Below are 20981 nucleotides of genomic sequence, written 5' to 3' on the forward strand. Positions count from 1 at the left end.
ATCTATCACCTTGCTGTGAGGATTTAACTATTTTTTTATGATCGAAAACTTAATAACTTAAACACCTCCTACAGTCCTCTCTCCTGTAAGTTGCCAGATCAACAAACAATCAACAATCAACAGTCAACAGTCAACAATCAACAGTCAACAATCATGTTTGAGTGCAACCGGAATTGATATTACCCATCAACATATTGCATTTCCATTTTCAACGCCGCCTCAACTCTTTGATACTCGGCCTCAACCTGTTTTAAAAGCTCGCAAGCTGGAGCAGGTAAAGCTTGGTTGGCTTGTATTCCGATGCGGCCCATGATTTCGAGTTGCTCGCACAGCTTAAACAAGCCAAAAGCACCGAGAGTACCGCTAATCGATTTCAAAGAGTGAGCATCTCGCCGCAAAGCCAGCGGATCGGCGCTCCTGACGGCCGTAGAGATGCCTCGCAGCAGTTCGGGAGCTGTTTCGAGGTAAATCTCGATCGCCTCCTCTAAAGCTTCCACATCTCGCAATCCTTCTATAATCTTGGCACTCAGACAATCGGGACTTTCTAACAAAGCCCGATCGAGATTTGATTCACCAAACCCGACAACTGCGCTCGAATTGGAAATTGTCTGTTGTGCATTTTCCGCAACAATCGCATTCGACCGCACTTCTAATTCACTCGTTTCTCCGATCTGTTCAATCTGCGAGTTTACACAAACAATCGGCACCGGGCGATCGCACTCTGGGCGCGATCGAGATTTACACGCCTTCAAAGCTCGAACCAACTCCTCAATGGCGATCGGCTTGCTCAAATAATCGTCCATCCCCGCAGCCATGCACTCTTCGCGATCGCCCTGCATCGCATTTGCTGTCATCGCCACAATCCAAGGGTTCGTCGATTTTAGATTTGGGATTTGGGATTTGGGATTGTTAGATTGTTCCTCAGTTTCAGAAACTTCTGATTCTTCAGTGGAATTTTTTAAGGTAAAATCCTCTGAAAATTGCTCGCGGATGAGGCGGGTAGCTTCCAAACCGTCCATTTCCGGCATTTGCACATCCATCAACACCAAGTCGTAAGGCTGGCGGTGCAAAGCTGCGAGCACTTCGATCCCGTTTCCCGCCACATCCGCGCGATAGCCCATCCGCTGCAAAATTTGCAAAGCCACCTTCTGATTCACCAAATGATCGTCCGCCAACAGAATCCGCAGCGGTAAGTTATCTGCCAGCACTGGTATGCTTTGGAGGAAAGCCCCGCTAGTGCGCGGCCCTCTCATTTCAGTTACTTGTGGTTCCCCAAAAATATTGATTAAAACATTGTAAAACTGAGATTGTTTAATCGGTTTATTCAAAAAAGCAGCAAAATTCACATCAACTGCAGAGCAGTTAATTTCTGGTAGGCCGATCGAAGTTAGCATCACTAAGGGCAACTTTTCGCAATCAGGATACTGGCGAATTTCCGCTGCTAAAGCCAACCCGTCCATTTCCGGCATTTGCATATCCAAAACTGCAAAATCAAACGCCTCCTTAGCAGCTAGCCAATCTAAAGCCAAACGAGCCGAAGCTGAAGCTCTAGGCACCATTCCCCAAGACTGAGCCTGCTGAGTCAAAATTTGGCGGTTGGTAGCATTGTCATCGACAATCAAGACTCGCTTCCCAGCCAATTCCGGTTGACAATTGGTCGAGTTAACTGACAAAGAACTTTTGCAGCCACGAACGATCGTGCTGAAATAAAAAGTAGAGCCGGCGGATGGCGGATTTTGGTCGATCGGCTTGGTGCTGAGTGCGGATTTGACAGAGCAATATTTTTCGGCAATTTCACAGGAGTCTCCCCATTCCACCTCAAAAGCTGTTGCTTTAAAATCTACCGGAGGCTTGCCGGCAATACAACCCATACTTTCTACCCACATCCTGCCTCCCATCATTTCGGCCAAACGCTTGCTAATTGCCAAACCCAATCCGGTACCGCCGTAGTGTCGGCTTGTTGAAGAATCTACCTGGCTGAAGGATTTAAACAGCCGATCCATGCGATCGCCCCGAATGCCGATACCCGTATCTTTGACCGCAAATTGTATTTCGTATGCTTGGTTAATTGCTAGCGGTTCGCCATTAATTTCTGGCGGTTCTGCAGGGTTTGGCGGCACTGAAATCTTTTTTGCCGTCACCGAAACCACTACTTCTCCAGTTGCGGTAAATTTCACAGCATTGCTGAGCAAATTGATTAAAATTTGCCTCAAGCGAGTGCTGTCGCCGATCGCCATTGTCGGTACCGAGCGATCGATCAAGTAACCCAATTCCAGTTTTTTTTGTGCCGCCTTGGTAGCTACCAAGTCAAGAGATTCCTCAATGCAAGTGCGGATGTCAAACGGATGTTCCTCCAAGTCCAATTTGCCCGACTCAATTTTCGAGAAATCTAAAATATCGTTGATCAGCGTCAGCAAGGCATCGCCGCTGCTGCGGATAGTTTCTACAAAATCGCGCTGTTCGCGAGTTAAGCAGGTATCCAACAGCAAACCGGTCATGCCGATGACTCCGTTCATGGGAGTGCGAATTTCGTGGCTCATGGTGGCTAAAAATTCGCTTTTAGCTTTGGTAGCTGCCAGTGCTTCGTCGCGAGCTTTTGCCAAATCTACGCCTGTTTGCTGGCGTTCTAGTTCGCTTCCCACCCACTGACCCATCAGTTTCACCAACTCTCTGTCTACAACTCGGAACGGTTCTGTCAGAGGAGTTGGAGAAAGGAAGCACAAAGTGCCGTAAACTTCACCTGTCACGGTGACGGGAATGCCCATGTACGCTTCGATCTTGAATGCTGGATCCTCGGTGTTGAAGCACAAAGCTGCAAACCTCGCCGACTCAAAGTACATGGGTTCTTTTGCCATTACTGTAGTCCCGCAAAAGGTTTTTTCGAGGTCGTAGATTTGTGCTTTCTCGATCGACCCGTCGGGACATTCCACAGCCACGATTTGATATTTGTCGCCTTGAATGCGCGACAAAATTCCCACGGACATACCCAACTGTCGGCATCCCATCTCCAGCAGTTCTTGGAGGCGCAAATCAAAGGTAAAGAGGCGGCCCTCCGGGTCAGTACGGGGAGCCGAGGTCACTTGGTACAAAGCTTTAATTGCAGATTCGCTTTCTCGCAGTTCTTGTTCTGTTTGCTTGCGGACGCTGATGTCGCGGGAAATACCGATAATTTCTTGCACCAAACCAGTTTCCGGATCGCGGATCGTGCGGCTGGTGGTTTCAAACCAAATGTATTTGCCGTCTTTGCGGCGGATGCGGTAGCTGACGGTGTAAGTAACTGGAAGCGCCAGGACTTTTGAGTGAGCTTTGCTGATGGCTTCTAAATCGTCTGGGTGAAAATAATGGTTGGGGCTCGCGCCGACGAGTTCCGAAGGTTCGTATCCGAGCAAAGCGCGGCTGGCGGGGGACACGTAAAGAAACACGCCTTCGGGGTTGTGTCTGGTAATCATGTCGGTTGAGTTTTCGGCCATCAACCGATAGCGGTCTTCGCTTTCTAAGCGTTCGACTTGAGAGTTGCTCAATGCTTCTAGCATTGTGTTGATGGCGCCGGCCAGGCTTGCGAGTTCATCTTTTCCGCTCATATGAACGCGCAAGTCTGGGTCTCCGTTGGCTCCGATGTTGCTGACGCTGGTGCTTAGGTCTGCCAATCTTGCCAAGACTAAGTTTTCTAGCAACAGCAGGGCGATCGCGCTAAATACTAAACCTACTGCCAGTATTGATAGGGTAAACAGGCCCAAGGTAGCCTGACCTTGGCGGTAGATGATGCGGTCTGCCTCTACTCGCAGCAGCAGCGCTAGGTTGCCTCGTAGGTCGCGAATCAGGGCGTATCCTGCGACAACGTAGTCGCTGACTGGTTCGACTAAAATTTCTACTGATTTGAGGTTAGAAATTTTGATTTTGATATTGTCTAAATCCTGGATCGATCGGGCGATCGCCTTAGCCCCCGGTTTGGAGTAGTTCGCAGAACCCAATTTAAAATCTAAACTCGGCAACCTAAAATCGACTGACAGGTGAGTCAGTTCCGAAAGCAAACCAATTTCGCTGCTGTCGAGATAGCGTCCCAAAACCAGCGTCCCGCGCGGCGGGCCTTGAGCGTTGCTGTTGACGATCGGCCTCGCAGAAATTAGCAGCCTAGCTTCTGGGAGGGTAATGACGCCTGCTTTTGCCCGATCGCGATCGCCCTGCGGTGTCGAGGGTTCTAGCAGAGCCTCAATCAATTGCTGTTTCAAGCTTTCGGGAATCGGCACTTCGGTTTGGGACTTCAGGTCGAAACCTTTGCTAAAAATCGTCTGACCGCTGGAGTCCAGCACTAGCAACAAGTTTAGTCTCAAGGAAGTAAATGTCGAATCAACGAAATTGGACTTGACAAAAGCCTCATTTTGTGTATCAACAAAAGAGTAAGTATCGTCCCACTCGGCGTAATCTTGGGCGCTGGTGTCTAAATTCGACAAGTCGTCATCTAGGGCATCCAAAGCCCGCGCGACATCCTGGCGGACGTACTGGGCCTCAAGGTTTTGAAAATCGTGCAGCAAAATAGTTGATGCAGTGGCATAGAGAACCAGAATCAGGCTGATTAGAGCTGCACCGATGATTAATAGTGTTTTTTTTCGGAGTTGCATGGCGTCGCCCCCCTCACTGTGCTACTAGGCAACTAGCCTGGGGAGTTTTGAGACGTAGGTTGTTTAGCATTGGCTCGACAGGGCCTGCATATTTTGACTGTTGTGGGCCCACTGGCAAAAGTCCTTGGTATTTCCAAGATATCCGATATGTCGCCCCCACATCAGTGTAGTATTTTCACATCTTTAATTACCTTCTTGACACTCCCGGGCGTGAACGCGCGGGGATTCTTGGTTTACTGACACACCTTTAAACTATCCATCCTTTCGGCAATATTTCAACCAAAAACCCGTCCTATTGAACGAAGTTGCGAGTCTAATTTGAATAGCCCCAGAGGGCTTGTCTCCCCAAGCGTTAAGGAATCACTTCCCAGGTTCCCGTATGCCCTTGGCGTACATTTAACTACTAAATTTTTGATTTTTCTGGTATGGGTGCGCGGTGGCTGCCCTAGCTATGTTTTTTGTGGTGTTCGCTACCCACTAGATATTATTGTTTTCTAGCCAGTCGTTTTGGATTATCGCCCGTTTGTACTAGCGGTTATGCTATAGCGGTTCTCACAAAAGTGAGGTGTGAGGTATGCCCTATGCCCTATGCCCTATCCCGGATAGTACCTCATCTTTCTGAGAAAGGCTATACCTGTATCTATCTCTACTATACTAAACTTATGGAAAATACTGTCAAGTATGAAAAAGTTTTTCAATATTATATCAAATCCTCTCTTCATCGGAATAGTAAATTCACTGTTGACTGTTAACCGTTAACATCATGTATGAGTGCAACCGGAATTGATATGAATCGAGCCGACACGCTCTTGAAAAGAGGAGCATATCATATTTGTAAAAACACTTCTTTTGACTCCTTCTTTTTTCCTCTTTCCTCCTGTCTCCTGTCTCCTGTCTCCAATTTCTAGCTTGGCTGCAAAAGTGAGATCCTCGCCTTGAAAACTCTGATAAAAATAGTGCCTGATGTCAGTAGGAACTCACATCAGGCACTATTAGCTTGCACGGCGCAAATTCAGTTTTTAGTTACCGGATAACAGCTAAAGCACCGGCACCGGCTGCTGCTACGGCCGAGGTAAGAGCGGTAAAAAACAGCCACCAAGAAGCAACTTCGGCTGCTTTCCGGGTTTCTTCAGCTTGTTTTTCAGCTTGAAGTTTGATGCTTTCAAGGCGAAGCTGGGCTTCTTGCTGCAAGCGTTCTGCTCTTTGCAACACTCTATTGCGGGTGACTTCAATTTGGTCGATCAAGCGGTTAGCATCGGCTTCGGAAATGTCCTCGCGGGAACTGATTAGTGCTACTAAAGTATCGCGGTTGAAATGACCTAGCCGATCGCGCAAAGCATCAAATCCAGCTTGGGGATCGTCAAATAATTGACGCACGTCCCGCGTAATCCCTTCATAATTTAGTTCAGGGCGATCGAGCGAATTGAGGTAATCCCGAACTTTTCCGAGAACCCCGTCAATTACCGACTGAATGCGATCCTGAATTTTCTGGATTTGTAGTGCAAACTCATCGCGCACCGACAAAATTCCATCCACAATGCGAGCAGCTTCTGCTTCAGAAATATCCTGCCGCTGAGACAGCAGAGAAACCATAGTCTCTCGATCGATGTGCGACAGACGCTCGCCCAAGCTGTAAGCGCCGACTTTTGGGTCGTGCAGCAGCAGTTGCAAGTCGCGCTTGATGGCTTCGGGATTTAATTCATCCTTGCCCGTATTTCGCAAATAATCCTCTAAAACGCTCTGAAAATCCTGGACTTGGGTTTGTACCCGCTTCGCCAAACGGCGAGGCGCTTTCACGATCGAGCCCAGAGTTTCCTGCACTTGGTCGATAATTTGATTGACTTGTTCTTCAGTCAAATCATCTCTCTGAGAAAGCAGTTTTACCAAAGTATCGCGATCGACCTGAGACAGGCGTCCCCGCAGCGCTAAAGCCCCTTCCTTGGGATTTTCCATCAGTTTCGTCAAATCGCGCTGAATCCCTTCAGGATTGAGTTCTGATTTGCCAGTATTGCGGAGGTAATCTGCCAGGGCGGTCGTAGTTTGGTCGTACTGATCCTTAGCTTTTTCTGCCAGTTGTTGCGGTGCTTGGAGCGCGCTGTGCCAAGTTTCCTCGGCGCTGTCTAGAAGCTCGTTTACTTGGTTTTCGTTGAGGTCTTTGCGCTGAGATAGCAATTTTACCAAAGTATCGCGATCGAACCGAGAAGCTCTAGCTCTGAGCGCCCAAATTCCCGCTTCTGGATTGTCCAGCAGTGTTTTGAAATCGCGCTTGATGCCTTCGGGATTGAGTTCTGATTTGCCCGTAGACTGCAAGTATTCTTGTACTTTTTGCCACTGATTGTCTAGTCGGACTTGCGCGGCTTCTTGCAGGCCTTTAGCATCTGCTAAAGCGACATCTCGCGTCTTTTCCAACTCGTTGACAATCTGTTCTACTTCCTGAAAGCCGAAGTTTTCGCGGCCTCTGAGAATTTGCACAAAACTGTCGCGGGTGTAAGGAGAAAGCCGATCGCGCAACTGTTCGTAAGTCGCATCGGAATCATCTAAGATTTTTTTGAAATCGCTCCCGATACCTGCTGCTGTCAGTTCCTCTTTCGGGGTCAGCTTCAAATAAGTTTCCACCCGCCACTGCAAGTCCCGAACTTTTTCTTGCTCTTCAGCAAAGATAACGGTTTCTAAAACTCGCCGTCTTATTCCTTCTAAATCCTGGGAAATTTCTTTAATTTTGTCTTGGGTCAAAACGCCTCGACTCGCGAGAATTTCCGCAAACTGAGATTTATTGAGTTTTTCTAATTCGCGGCGCACAGTTCCCGGATCGGCCGTAGGATCGTAGATCACGTCACGAAATTCGCGCTCGATCGCTTGCGGGTTCATCTGCCACGAATAAGTGTTGAGCAAGTAGTTTTCTACATCGGCACGGATCGGGCTATAAGTTTCGGGTTCGCCTTTGACTTGAGCGGCAACTTTATCAGCTTGGGCGCTAACTTTATCTTTAGCTGTTTTGAGCTGACCGACTACTTTTTCTACATCGAAATCGGAAATGTCCGTGCGGCCCAAAACTATTCCCATTAAAGCATTGACTGCCATTGTCGTTGCTTGGGCTCTCATGGTGGGGCTTTGGCCGGAATTTTGACCGCCCAGACTGCTGAGGGCTTGTTCTACCCTACTTGTCAGTTGTTCTGAGAGCAAATCTCCCGATTTTGCAGATTTGAGATAATCTACCAATTGGCCGATGCCGTCTGATTTAGATTCTTGTTTTTCTACTTGTTTCCAAGCATCTTCGAGTTGGTCTACAATCCGGTTGACATCGCGCTTTGACAAGTCCGATCGCGAACTTACTAAATCTACTAGAGTTTGGCGATCGATCTTCGGCAAATTTTCGCCCGCAATGCTTTTGAGTTGCGGATCGTTGAGCAATTTTTCAAACTCGCCGCGCATCGCTTTGATGTCTAATTCCGGCGGCTTGAGGGCTTGGATGTAGTCTTCGACGTTTTCCCGCAAGCTTGTGGGGTCGATCGCGCTACCGAGTTCGTGTCCCACTGCGGCGGCGGCTGCTTTAGCTGTGGCCACTACTTGGTTGCTAGCTGCTTTCGCGCCCAAGGCTGCGGCTGCGGTGCCAAAAATCGCTTGAACGCCAGATGTTGCGGTGTTGACGACGGAACCGATCAGGGAACCGACGGTGGTGGAGCTCACCCAGACGAGAAGTGAGAAATAGGTAGCCCAGACAACTAAACCAACGATCGCCCCCAAAACCGGACTGCTAATCAAGCTTAGCTTTACCGCAAGCAAGCAAGCGAAGAATAGGGCGACGGTGACGGTGATTAGCGTCCAAGTGCCAACTTTGCTGCCGATGTGGCGCAGTGGCGGGCTGCTGCTATCCGAGTGGTGTCCGTCATCGTGGGATTGTCCGATATAGGAAAGGCCTGCAGCTACTGATAAATTTGTTAGCAACAGTTGGAAAGCGCAGGCTAGAACGACTCCAGCGATTAGGGCGATAAAAAATTGCGGCCCGGAATAGAGGAGTGCTGTTTCTTCTACTGTGTTTGTAGTTGTAGTCTGTTCTACTGGCACTTGGGCCAGCAAGAACCCGATGTTATACATTTCTGGATTTATTGGAAAATTTTGATACATAGTATATGCCTCGTTAAAGGGTGGGTGCGCGCGATCGTTGGCGCGAGTTGACTAATTATATAGTTTTAGATTCGTGCCCCCAATGGCAAGCATCGCTTTATTGACGAGCTAAAGCATCCCCCTACAGTCGGAAGTGTACAAATATGTCTGCGGACTACTATCACTTTAGGCAGATTTGTGGTATGTCAATTTTGTGCTATTGGTCAACTAGACTTGTTTTGAATTAGGACTTTATGCAGGGATGGGTAGCTGTAGATAGCAGCGGACAAGTAATGTTGATCAGCACATTACTCAATTGTATAGCCACATTGAGCGCTCGCCACATTGATAAACCTTTATGGAAACCACCCTTTATTTCACAAGATATCAACGAAGATCACTTTCACCCAATTCTCAATTACCAGCCAAACAATCTAATTGTGCCTGCATTTGAGTTGTAACTAAATCGAAACAAGCATCGACATAATCGCGATCGCCCGCCGCCTCTTTTCCGTACCTCTCAAATACGATCGGTTCGCACACGCGAGTCCGAATTTGCACTGGCAAAGGCAGGTTAGGCAAAGGCCCAATACTCAGTCCCCAAGGCAATCCCAAATACACCGGAAACACCACCGGATCGATGCCAAACAACCACGGCATCCCCAATTCATGCAATTGCTTAGCTTGTTCGTACAAATCCGCCAAAACTATTAAAGTATCGTGGGCACCGTGGGATATTATTGGTATAATTGGCACCTCTTCTCGCAATGCTAATTTAATAAATCCCTTGCGTCCGGCAAAGTATATTTTATTACGCAAGTGATGGGGGCGAAAAGTATCTTCTGCGCCGCCCGGATAGACGAGAACCGGGGCATTTTTTCGCAAAGCTGCGATCGCCATTTTCGGATGCGCCTTCAGGGCACCGCACTGCACCGCCATGCTAGCAATCTCTGGCGAAACTTGCCAAACCGTCGGGTGCATCAATCCGTAGGCCAAGCGTTCGGTGCCGTACCTGTGGAACCATTCGTATAGAAACATAAACATATCAGGAGCGGCGATTCCCCCGTTGTGGGAGCCGACAACGAGCATTTTTCCGCTAGCGGGGACGTGGTGCCAGCCGTCGCTTTGTACGCGAAAATAGTAGCGGTACAGCCATTCCCAGATGGGCAGCAAAAGTTGAATGAAGTCGGGATTGCGATCGTCCAAAGATAAACCGTCAAAGGGATAGCTAGAGGATTTTTTATTAGTATTTTTTGTCACTTTAAAAATATTTTAGTTAGTCAGTAGTCAGTAGTCAGTAGTCAGTAGTCAGTAGTCAGTAGTCAGTAGTCAGTAGTCAGTAGTCAGTAGTCAGTAGTCATTGGGTATAAAAGCATTGAGAATTGGGTCTAAAAACAGAAAAGCATTGGACATTGAAATTGGGAGCAAACAACCAATAACCAGTCACAAACAACCAATCACAAACAACCAATAATATCGTTTCCGGTTGCATCGGTATTGTTCAAACAGTCAACAGTCAACAGTCAACAGTCAACAGTCAACATCATTCCGGTGAAACCGGAATTGATATAACTAATCACAATTCAAGAGAAAAGTCAACACAGTTTCATCAATTCCCTTAAGTGTCAGCGACTTATATTTAACAATTCGATCTTCCTCAACATAATCTGCAACCGCCGCCGAAATCAGTACAGAATTTGCTTCCGCCACCTCTTGCAAGCGCGCAGCAATATTCACGCTCGGCCCGATCGCAGTATAATCCGATCGATCCGGGCCACCAAACATTCCCACCACCGCAGTACCCTGGTGAATTCCGCAGCGAAACCGCACCGGAGGCATCCCATTTTCCCCCACAATTCCCTGCTCCACCCAGCGCTCGTTAAGCTCCTTAAGAGCTCGCAGCATTTCCCTTGCAGCAGCCACCGCGCGGCGTACTTGCTCATTAGGCGTTAGTTCCTCCGGCGCGCCAAACAGAGCCATTACCGCATCTCCCACAAACTTATCCACCGTACCTCCACTGTCAAAAATAGCCTTAGTCATTGCCGCCAAATATTCATTCAACAGCTCAGCCACCCGGCGCGATCGCAGCGTATTTGCCATCTCAGTAAAACCGACAATATCGCTAAACAAAATAGTAATCAAACGCGGTTCCGGGCGCAAATCCAGCCCCAAATCTCCCGCCGCAGCCGCCTTCACCATCGAGGGCGGCAAAAAGCGGCGCAGCACCGACTCAGTTAAATAACTGTTCAACTGCTGCACTCGGCGCTCGTTTTGTTTGAGAGCGATCAAATTTCGCACTTCGGCCAACAATTCGCGATCGTTAAAAGGCTTAGACAAATAAGCATCAGCACCCCGTTCTACTCCTTCAATCCGAGTATCTTCGTCAGCTTTCGCCGTCAGCAAAATTACCGGAGTCCCCTTCAATTCCTCATCTTGTCGAATCATCCGAATCAAATCTAAACCCGAGATTAAAGGCATCATCAAATCCGTGACAATTAAATCCGGGCGACGATTTTGGGCGGCTGCAAATCCTTCTTCGCCATTGCGAGCGAGCAAAACTGCAAAGCCGGCATTTTGCAAAATTCCCGACACATAAAAGCGCAAATCTGGATTGTCGTCAACAACCAAAACAGTGCCGGCTGCTGTTTCTGAATTGATCGGTTGGATCGCCTCAAAACTCTCATTGGCAAATTCAGCATCAGACAAATCACCTTCCACATCTGCCAGTTCCACCGCTGCTTTGGATGAATGAAACTCTGCAGGTATTTCTAGTACCTGTTCCGGTGGTAAGTGAGTAGAACCGAAGTGCAGCCAGACGGTAAAAGTAGTACCTTCGCCGTAAACTGACTCCACGGAAATTTGACCGCCGTGGAGTTCGACTAATTCCTTGACAAGCGCCAAACCCAAGCCGCTGCCTTCGTAGGAACGGTTGGTAGAACCTTCGGCTTGGCGAAAGCGCTCGAACAAATAGGGAATTTGTTCGGTGCGAATGCCAATGCCGGTGTCTTTTACTTGCAGCAAGCAGTGAGCGCCTGCCGGTTTAATTGTCAGGGTAATTGTTCCGCCTTCTGGGGTGAATTTGACAGCATTTGATAGCAAGTTGTAAATCACTTTGTCAAATCTTTCAATATCCAAATAAAGTAAAGGACATTCTTGCAGTTGGGTAATTAATTGCAGTCCTTTTTTATCGCAGTAGGCGCGGAACGACTCTGCGGTAGAGTAACAGAAACTGACTAAATCGCAGGGGCGAAAACTCGGCTGCATCCGTCCGGCATCGAGTCGCTGCAAGTCCAGCAGTTGATTTACCAAGCGCAGGAGGCGGCGCGAATTACGCAAAGCGATTACCGCTTGTTCGTAGGGTAAGTCTTCTTGGCGGCCGCAAGCTGATTCCAAAGGGCCGATGGTTAGTGTTAGAGGCGTGCGGAATTCGTGGGAGATATTTTGGAAAAACTCGGTTTTGAGCCGATCGGCCTCTAGGAGCCGTTCTGCCTGTTGTCTGGTAGTCTGGTAGAGGCGCGACTGCTGCACGGCTAGAGCAGCTTGAGTTGCCACTATTTGAGCCAAGTCAACATCTGAAAGTTTCCAGCGGCGGATGGTGTGATTTTGGCGCAGGGAAATGCTGCCGATGATTTTGCCTTCGGAGATTAAGGGAACGACTAACAGGGCGCGGGCTGGCGATCGAACTTGCAGTTCTGTAACATTTAAATCGGGGCGTTCGTAGAGGTCTTCAATAGCCACCGGCTCTTTTGATACCATAACTTGCAGCAGCACCGGATTGCCCCGAATCGGCACCAAAGATTGCGGCAAGGAAGGATGGGCAAAAACCCAGGCGCCAGAGTTAACACCACTAGCAGAATCCGTTCCTGGCCCAGCAGAGTTTCCCTGGTTCCCCACTACCTCTGGATTGTTAAAACCCTGTTCTACAGCCACGGTATTCCTATTTGTGTCGTAGAGCCCCACGCACTGGACGTATTCATCATCTTCTGTCCACAAAGATAGGGCGCAGCCGTCAACTTGCAAAGCTTGGCCTAGTTGTTGAGTAATGGCTGCAAAAATATTTTGGGGGTCGAGGCTCGATCGAATTGCCGTAGTAATAGTATTGACTAAGGCCTCGCGCTTGGCCAGCGCCCGCACCTTTTCGTAAGCCCTGGCTTGAGAAAGCGCCAAAGCCGCTTGGTCGGCCACCGTAATTACCAACTGTACCTCATGGTCTTGCCACTGGCGCGGTCGATCGAACTGGTGCAGCGCTAAGACAGCCATCAGTTCCGTTTTGTAAAACAGCGGTACGATTAAGCTCGATCGAATATTCGCAGCTTGATAAGCCTGCTGTCGCTGGGGATTGTCCCAATTTAAAACTCTCTCATCAGTTTCGGCATCTTGAATCACCTGCACATCCAGAGTTTTCCAAACCAAATCCGCCAGCAAATCCGCCGAAAGTCCAGAAGCATCTAGAGGTATGGTTTCCGGCGCATGGTAAACGAACTGTTCGTCAGCCGCCCGCCCGTCTTGGAAAGGTCGCAGCAGACAACAATTCACCTCAAACATCTGCCCGACGGTTTCCACAATTCTTTGCAGCATTTGCTGGTAATTGGGGGCCGATCGGATAGTATTGGTAACGGCATAAAGCAGCGATTCTTGCGAGAGAGCCCTACGCAGTTCATTGGTGCGCGCTTTCAGGATATTGTGAGTCTCAACAGCTTGAGTGACAATAGTTTTAAGTTCTTCCGCATCCCAAGGCTTCGTAACGTATTTGAATACTTTGCCAGCATTAATCGCTTCAACTAAATCTTCAATATCCGTATAGCCAGTTAAAATAATTCGGATGACATCCGGGTATTGAGCCGCCGTCAGGCTGAGAAACTCCGTACCGCTCATTTTTGGCATTCGCTGGTCGGAGATAATCACAGCAACTTCTCCCTCTTTTGCCAAAATTTCTAGGGCGGCGGGGCCAGATTCTGCCCTGAACACTTTGTAGTCTCGATGGAAGGTGCGGTAAAGCAAGTCGAGGTTATCCGGTTCGTCATCGACGATCAGAATTTTTAACTTAGGATTTGATTGAGAATTCATGCACCGTTCTCCTGTGCCCCGGGGCTGTTCGATTTAATAAGTCTGATGAAAAAAAGAATTCGCCGGTTTCAATTGTTGAAGTCACAATAGTTCGTGAATCTGAAGTTGTTGTGAGTTGGCAGAAGCAAGAGTCAACCGGGAGAATTGGTGTTTTGCATCTTGTATTGTGCCATCGGGAAGTCGCGAGTTGTACAATACGCGAGTTGCCGAGGGTTCGCACTCTAAAAAAATGCTTTTTACAAAACCCAGATGCTCCCAATCCAGCTTGATTTTTGAGAATTTAGTTTTAAATCCAGAATTATTCTGAGCCACAATTGTCTGTCGTACACCCTAATTTTATTATTTAATGATATTCACATAAACTCGTCTTGCGGTAAGTGTCCCTTACCCATCACCTCTATGCAGGAGCAGAAACACGAATCCGGCACTTTTAAAAGCTGTCTGGATATCTCATAATACATAGGAATAACCTTCGCGGTTGTGAGTTAATTTGCCAAATTTATGTCATATTCTCCCTCCTTGGTCTATTTTATTTGGTATGTGAAAACTGCTGTCAGTACGATATAATAGACCACCAATATTTTCGCCTCTGTTTTTTCGACTGCCAAGGTTACAGCAACTTTAACAGTCCGCAGCTCGATACTGTCGGCGAGCCTGCGCCGGTTCCCCTGACGGATATTCGGGGGGTGGCTGACAGACCAAACTGGCTTTGAGTGCGGGTGACGCAATTGCTGTACCATTTGAGTTAGACTTGCACTTTTTCCGCGATCGCGGCATTTTTGTGCCATCGCAGATTTTCGAGAAGCCAATTAGTGCGGCCAAACACTGTAAGCCAGAGCGTCCATCTGTTAATCTTAGCTAGGGATGTACTCTGTGGAAACCGGCAAATTAGCTTTCTTCGAGATTTTGACAGTCTCGATCGCCCTTTGCACAGTATCGCAGCACAAGATCGAGCCGTGAAGGAAAACCCCCGCAGAATGTTTCTGACCATCCAAATTTAAATTGGACGGTGGGGAGAGTGATCCCTAGCGCCACAGGTAAAGCCAATTCGTGACGGGACGGGCTTGCTGATTACCCATAACTGCTGAAAGCTGGGTTGTCCGGTTCACCGGGCCGGTGGCGAAGATCCGACGTGCAAGCGGGCCCGATGTTAGTGCGGTCAGTCGTTGAGTTTTTCAATTTTATGAGCGAAAAGTTATATTCGATGCGATCGGATATTTGAACCAACACAGATCCGCAGGGTTCCGGGAACCTGACATTAAAACCTTTTTGATTGTTTTTAATACCTTAGCAGTTACCCACCAATTTAGTATTAGGGGATTGGTTTTGATTGATAGGAAATTGATTCTTAAATGCCAAAAACTGGCACACAACATCCAATACTACTTAAATTAAAGCATAAAATAATGTGATTTAATGATAGGAATCAACGATATCTATAAATTATCTCATAATATCATAACATCAGAGAAGTTTCTTAGGTAAAAGTCCGAGAAAATAGCGTAAAAAAAATAATATAGTGACCTTAAATTGTGAATCCTTCTTTTTTTTCCTCACCGTCTCACGAACAACAAACTCCCCGACTTTCTGCCTTTTCGATCCGCGTCGCTGTGTCGAACGACTTGACACAGCTAGCCGATGTTTTAGCCATGAGCTTTCACTCCCGCCAGGGATTGGTAGAATGGGTGTATCCGGTGTTGCGTTTGGGCATTTACGAAGATTTAAAAAATCGACTGCGTTCTAAGGCAGAACATTACATTTGTCTGGTTGCTGAGCTAGTCTCGCGCGAGGAAGGAATGCAGAATTATCGATCGCCCCGACTTGGGTGCGTAGCAGGAACAATAGAAATGGCCCTGCGCGCTCGTTTCCCTTGGCAAATTCCAAGTTCAGACTATCCTTATTTGTCAAATTTAGCCGTTCACCCAGAGTATCGGCGGCAGGGAGTTGCTCAACAATTGCTCAGCAACTGCGAGGATACAGCAAGAGAATGGGGATTTTCGGAGATTTACCTCCACGTTATGGAAAATAATCACGCAGCCAGACAGTTGTACTATCAAGCGGGCTATCGCTTGCAACAAGTCGATTGGCATTGGACTCATTGGCTGTTCGGTCAACCGCGCCGGCTGTTTTTACGCAAGCAGATTTCGCTTTCACAAGCTAATTATTTGAAGCGATAGTGGGTAATTGGTAATGAGTTGTATTTGTTGATTTTAGGCGATCGCACAACTCTCATAAAATTGTTTCCAGAGCTTCGACCTGCAATAGGAGGTACGATTTGATTGTAGAAAAAAACGTAATTTGTAGACTTATTGCATATATTTTGATTGATAGGTCAACCGCAAATTAACGCAGATTAACGCAGATTAACGCAAATTTTTTTCGAGATACGATCTAGCAGTTAGAGGTAAAGATCGAGTATTGATATCATGTCCGGTCGATTAATAACACAAATCTCCTGTAACTTGCCTTCCTCAAAGGAGGCAGAGCCTCCGGTTCTGCATTACCAGGCAGAGCGAAAGTAACGAGCAATCGCTTAAGTTATTAAAATTTCATTCCTTATTGCGGTTAATCGACCGGACATGATATGACAGATAGAGTTCTCAATTTCCCAATCTAAAACTTGTTTTGAGCGACTTGTGCTGAGCGTAGTCGAAGGGAGCCGAAGCAAGTCAAAAAATCTAAAACTTGTACAGCGAACCCGAAGTATCTAAAATCTAAACTTTTTGATAAAGGCTATATCAAAACCTCCTAACCGTCGGACGAAGTAGCCCTACAAAGAACGCCACAGAAGTTTTGAGCGGCTGTGGCGTTTTGTTATGAAAATAGGGAACTTTCGGCGCTAATTCTAGCCCTCAGACAAGAGATTAGATAGGAAATCCGAAGAGCCGATCGCCCCGTTAACCCCGATAAAGTTTCCTAACACCCGATCGGTTCCTGCTATTCGCAGCAAAGTACCGTCAGGAGTAGCGCTAAATTGCAACTGCTGGAAACTCACGCCGCCAGTCAAAACAAACTTATCGACACCTACCTCGAAGTTAATCACAGTATCAGTGCCGCCATCAGCACTCAAAATAAATCGATCGCTCCCCATACCTCCAATTAAAGTATCCTCGCCCAAGTCGCCAAACAGCCAGTCATCTCCAGCGCCCCCATTGAGAAGGTCGTTATCTTTACCACCAATCAGAGTATCGCTGCCAGCATCTCCGTTGATAGTATCTTGGCCTTCATTGCCGTAGAGCAAGTCATCGCCGTCACCGCCGTTGATGCAGTCTTGCTGGTCGTTTGCCCCCACCGAGACAGCCCGGTTATCAGCACGATCGCCATAGATGGTATCGTTACCCTCGCCACCGCAGAGTTCATCGCTGCCATCACCGCCGTAAATCAAGTCGTCACCCTGATCTCCGTGTATGAGGTCATTAGCTTTGCCACCGTAAATCAAGTCGTTGTCTTGACCACCACTGATGGTATCGTCACCCTCATCGCCGAACAGCACATCAGCACCGATGCCACCAAAGAGCAAGTCCTGACCGCCAACATCATTAGCTCGACTTCGAGCACCGCCGTACATGGTGTCGTCGCCGCTGTCGCCAACAAGGGTATCAGAGCCGAGTTCGCCCCAAATCAAGTCATTATCTTTGCCACCCCAAACACAATCATTGCCTTTACCTGCTTGGACGGTATCATTACCGTGCCCGCCGCCTATGATGTCGTTGCCGCGGTCGGCAAAGATTAAGTCTTGTTCACCGAGATCCCCGATGGACTGGGAACTGCCACTGTCGCCGAGCAGAGTATCAGCTCCTTCGCCACCGTAGAGGGTATCGGAGCCTAATTGACCGTAGATGATGTCATTGCCTTTACCTCCATAAGCGCGATCGTTATCTTTGCCTGCAATCAGCGTATCGTTGGCTTGTTGGCCGTTGAGGAAGTCGTTACCGAAGCCTCCGTACAGCAAGTCGCGTCCCTGGGAGTCGCTGGCACTTTGGTCGCGGATGCCCCCAAACAAGCTGTCGGAGCCAATGCCACCAAACAACGTATCGGAGCCAAGTTCGCCCCAAATTCGGTCATTTTCTTTACCTCCAAGGGCAATATCGTCACCTTTGCCACTATGGATGGTATCGTCGCCCTCGTTGCCGTTAATGAGGTCTGCACCCTCGCCTCCGAAAATCAAATCGCGAGCATCGTCAGGACTCTGGGAGTTGTTCTGCCCGGTGTCTCCGAGAATCGTATCCGCACCTCGATCTCCAAACAGGGTGTCAGAGCCTAAGTCGCCCGCAATCCAGTCGTTCTGTTTGCCTGCAAATACGATATCGTTGCCCTCGTCTCCGTAAACAATATCGGTGTCAATGCCCCCAAAAATGGTGTCATTGTCTTCGTTGCCGTAAATTTCGTCCGCGCCGTCTTCACCTAAAAGCAGGTCGTTGCCTTCAAAACCCACGATTTTTTGGTTGCCATTGGTGTCTACGATGAAGTCATCGCCGTCGGTTCCTTTGGTGGTTTGTCCCTCTGAAAATTGTGAAATAGGCCGGACAAATCCAACTGCAGGTGGTTGCTGCGGGGGCGCAAAGTTAATTCCCGGTTTTTCAATAATGGGCTGACACAAACAGTCGGTATCTGGTTCGGCGATCGGATTTGAGATACCGGGCGCGGGCGTTGGTGTGGGTGTAGGTATGAGTGGGGGAACAGTTCCAACTGGCCTCAAGATAGCAGCAACATTAGCGCTAGTGGGGCTGACTTTGCCGAGGTTGTCGGTGGCGGTGTAGCTGAAAGTTGCTCCGTTAAAGTCAACTGTGGCTACGAAAAATAGTTGTCCTATTTGTGCCGGAGTCAAAACTTGACCGGCTGTCACGGGTACGTCGCCGTTGACTGAATCTGATAGGAACAGGACTCCTTGGTTGGCCGGGGGGACGCTGGTGATGGTGTAAGAGACGATCGACCCATCGGGGTCACTTCCTCCCAATCCCAACACCTGCACGATGCCGTTAGTGGGAACCGTGAAGTTAATATTGTTAACCGATGGCGGTTGGTTGGAAGTCGGGGAGATAGCGGCAACTGTAGCAGTGGCGGGGCTGGTAGCGCCGCTGTTATCTGTGGCGCTGTAGCTGAAATTGGCACCGGTAAAGCTACCTGTGGATTGGAAAAATAGTTGTCCTATTTGTTCCGGTGTCAAAACTTGACCTGATGTCACGGCTACTCCGCCGTTGGCTGGATCTCCTAAAAACAGGATTCCTTGGGCCGCTGGGGGCAGGGTGTTGATGGTGTAAGAGGCGATCGACCCATCGGGGTCACTTCCTCCCAATCCCGGCACCCGCGCGCTGCTGTTGGGGTCTACGGTGAAATTAGCATTGTTGGTTACTGGGGGTAAGTTTAGGGGATTTGGTGTGGGAGTTGCTCCTGTGGAACCGAGAGTAGCGGTAGCCAGGGGACTGGTAGCGCCGTTGTTATCTGTGGCGCTGTAGCTGAAATTGGCACCGGTAAAGTTGCCGGTGGATTGGAAAAATAGTTGTCCTATTTGTGCCGGTGTCAAAACTTGACCCGGTGTCACGGGTACGCCGCCGTTGGCTGGATCTCCTAAAAAGAGGACTCCTTGGTCTGGTGAGGGCAGGGTGTTGATGGTGTAAGAGGCGATCGACCCATCGGGGTCACTTTTTCCCAATCCCGGAATTTGCGCGGTGCTGTTGGGCTCTAGGGTGAGGTTAGTATTGTTGGCTGCTGGCGGTTCGTTGGGAGTTGGTGTTGGAGTTGGTGTTGGTGCTGGAATCGGTATTGGTAATGGTGTGGGAGTGGGCGTTGGTACTGGTGCTGGAGTCGGCGGAGGTGTCGTTCCTGTTAAACCGAGATTGGCGTTAGCTGGGGGGCTAACTGCGCCGCTGTTATCTGTGGCGCTGTAGGTAAAATTGGCACCGGTAAAGCTACCTGTGGATTGGAAAAACAGTTGCTGCAACTGTGCTGGAGTCAGGACTTGACCTGGTGTCACGGCTACTCCGCCGTTGGCTGGATCTCCTAAAAACAGGATTCCTTGGGCCGCTGGCGGCAGGGTGTTGATGGTATAAGAGGCGATCGGCCCTTCCGGGTCGGTTCCTCCCAATCCAGGCACCGGGGCGCTGCTGTTTGGTCCTACCGTGAGGTTAGTAGGTGTCGCTACTGGTGGTTGGTTGGGTGTCGTTCCTGTTAAACCGAGATTGGCGTTAGCTGGGGGGCTAACTGCGCCGCTGTTATCTGTGGCGCTGTAGGTAAAATTGGCACCGGTAAAGCTACCTGTGGATTGGAAAAACAGTTGCTGCAACTGTGCTGGAGTCAGGACTTGACCTGGTGTCACGGCTACTCCGCCGTTGGCTGGATCTCCTAAAAACAGGATTCCTTGGGCCGCTGGAGGCAGGGTGTTGATGGTATAAGAGGCGATCGGCCCTTCCGGGTCGGTTCCTCCCAATCCAGGCACCGGGGCGCTGCTGTTTGGTCCTACCGTGAGGTTAGTAGGTGTCGCTACTGGTGGTTGGTTGGGTGTCGTTCCTGTTAAACCGAGATTCGCGTTAGCTGGGGGGCTAACTGCGCCGCTGTTATCTGTAGCACTGTAGGTAAAATTGGCACCGGTAAAGTCGCCGGTGGATTGGAAAAACAGTTGCTGCAACTGTGCTGGAGTCAGGACTTGACCTGGTGTCACTGGTACGCCGCCGTTGGCTGGATCTCCTAAAAACAGGATGCCTTGGGCCGCTGGTGGCAGGGTGTTGATGGTGTAGGAGGCGATCGACCCTTCTAGGTCGGGGTCACGTCCTCCCAATCCCGGCACCGGGACGCTGCTGTTTGGCCCTACCGTGAGGTTAGTAGGTGTCGCTACTGGTGCTTGGTTGGGTGGCGCTCCTGTTAAACCGAGACTAGCGTTAGCTGGGGGGCTAACTGCGCCGCTGTTATCTGTAGCACTGTAGGTAAAATTGGCACCGGTAAAGTCGCCGGTGGATTGGAAAAACAGTTGCTGCAACTGTGCTGGAGTCAGGACTTGACCTGGTGTCACTGGTACGCCGCCGTTGGCTGGATCTCCTAAAAACAGGATGCCTTGGGCCGCTGGTGGCAGGGTGTTGATGGTGTAGGAGGCGATCGACCCTTCTAGGTCGGGGTCAGTTCCTCCCAATCCCGGCACCGGGACGCTGCTGTTTGGCCCTACCGTGAGGTTAGTAGGTGTCGCTACTGGTGCTTGGT

The 20981-nt window shown here is 49.0% G+C and carries 8 protein-coding genes; 2 read left to right on the plus strand and 6 right to left on the minus strand.

Annotated features, from left to right (window positions below; genetic code table 11):
• Nucleotides 1-179 precede the first annotated feature (179 nt).
• Nucleotides 180-4619, minus strand: a complete 4440-nt coding sequence (locus QUA01_RS19775; protein ID WP_333092128.1) for a response regulator — start codon at nucleotides 4617-4619, stop codon at nucleotides 180-182.
• 1023 nt (nucleotides 4620-5642) lie between these two features.
• The gene (locus tag QUA01_RS19780) at nucleotides 5643-8744 is read right to left on the minus strand and encodes an MFS transporter (protein WP_333092126.1); all 3102 of its coding nucleotides are present in this window, start codon (nucleotides 8742-8744) and stop codon (nucleotides 5643-5645) included.
• A 233-nt stretch (nucleotides 8745-8977) separates the two neighbouring features.
• On the opposite strand from QUA01_RS19780, the gene QUA01_RS19785 reads away from it, so the two are divergent.
• The gene (locus QUA01_RS19785; protein WP_333092124.1) at nucleotides 8978-9184 is read left to right on the plus strand and encodes a DUF4915 domain-containing protein; all 207 of its coding nucleotides are present in this window, start codon (nucleotides 8978-8980) and stop codon (nucleotides 9182-9184) included.
• On the opposite strand, the gene QUA01_RS19790 is transcribed toward QUA01_RS19785, so the two are convergent.
• From QUA01_RS19790 to QUA01_RS19800, 3 genes are all read right to left on the minus strand, one after another.
• Entirely contained in the window at nucleotides 9138-9983 is an 846-nt protein-coding gene (locus QUA01_RS19790) for a lysophospholipid acyltransferase family protein (protein WP_333092123.1), read from the minus strand. The genes QUA01_RS19785 and QUA01_RS19790 overlap by 47 nt on opposite strands.
• Before the next feature lie 312 nt (nucleotides 9984-10295).
• Nucleotides 10296-13790, minus strand: a complete 3495-nt coding sequence (locus QUA01_RS19795) for a response regulator (RefSeq protein ID WP_333092122.1) — start codon at nucleotides 13788-13790, stop codon at nucleotides 10296-10298.
• A gap of 524 nt (nucleotides 13791-14314) precedes the next feature.
• Entirely contained in the window at nucleotides 14315-14578 is a 264-nt protein-coding gene (locus QUA01_RS19800; RefSeq protein WP_333092121.1) for a hypothetical protein, read from the minus strand.
• A gap of 744 nt (nucleotides 14579-15322) precedes the next feature.
• On the opposite strand from QUA01_RS19800, the gene QUA01_RS19805 reads away from it, so the two are divergent.
• On the plus strand, nucleotides 15323-15967 hold the full coding sequence (locus QUA01_RS19805) for a GNAT family N-acetyltransferase (protein ID WP_333092120.1): 645 nt from the start codon (nucleotides 15323-15325) through the stop codon (nucleotides 15965-15967).
• Between the two features lie 668 nt (nucleotides 15968-16635).
• Here the strand turns inward: QUA01_RS19805 and QUA01_RS19810 are convergent.
• On the minus strand, nucleotides 16636-20981 hold a 4346-nt coding region (locus QUA01_RS19810), incomplete at its 5' end, for an Ig-like domain-containing protein (protein ID WP_442922022.1).

It is taken from the genome of Microcoleus sp. S36a_B3 (assembly GCF_036700745.1).
In the GTDB taxonomy this organism is placed as follows: Bacteria; Cyanobacteriota; Cyanobacteriia; order Cyanobacteriales; family Microcoleaceae; genus Microcoleus.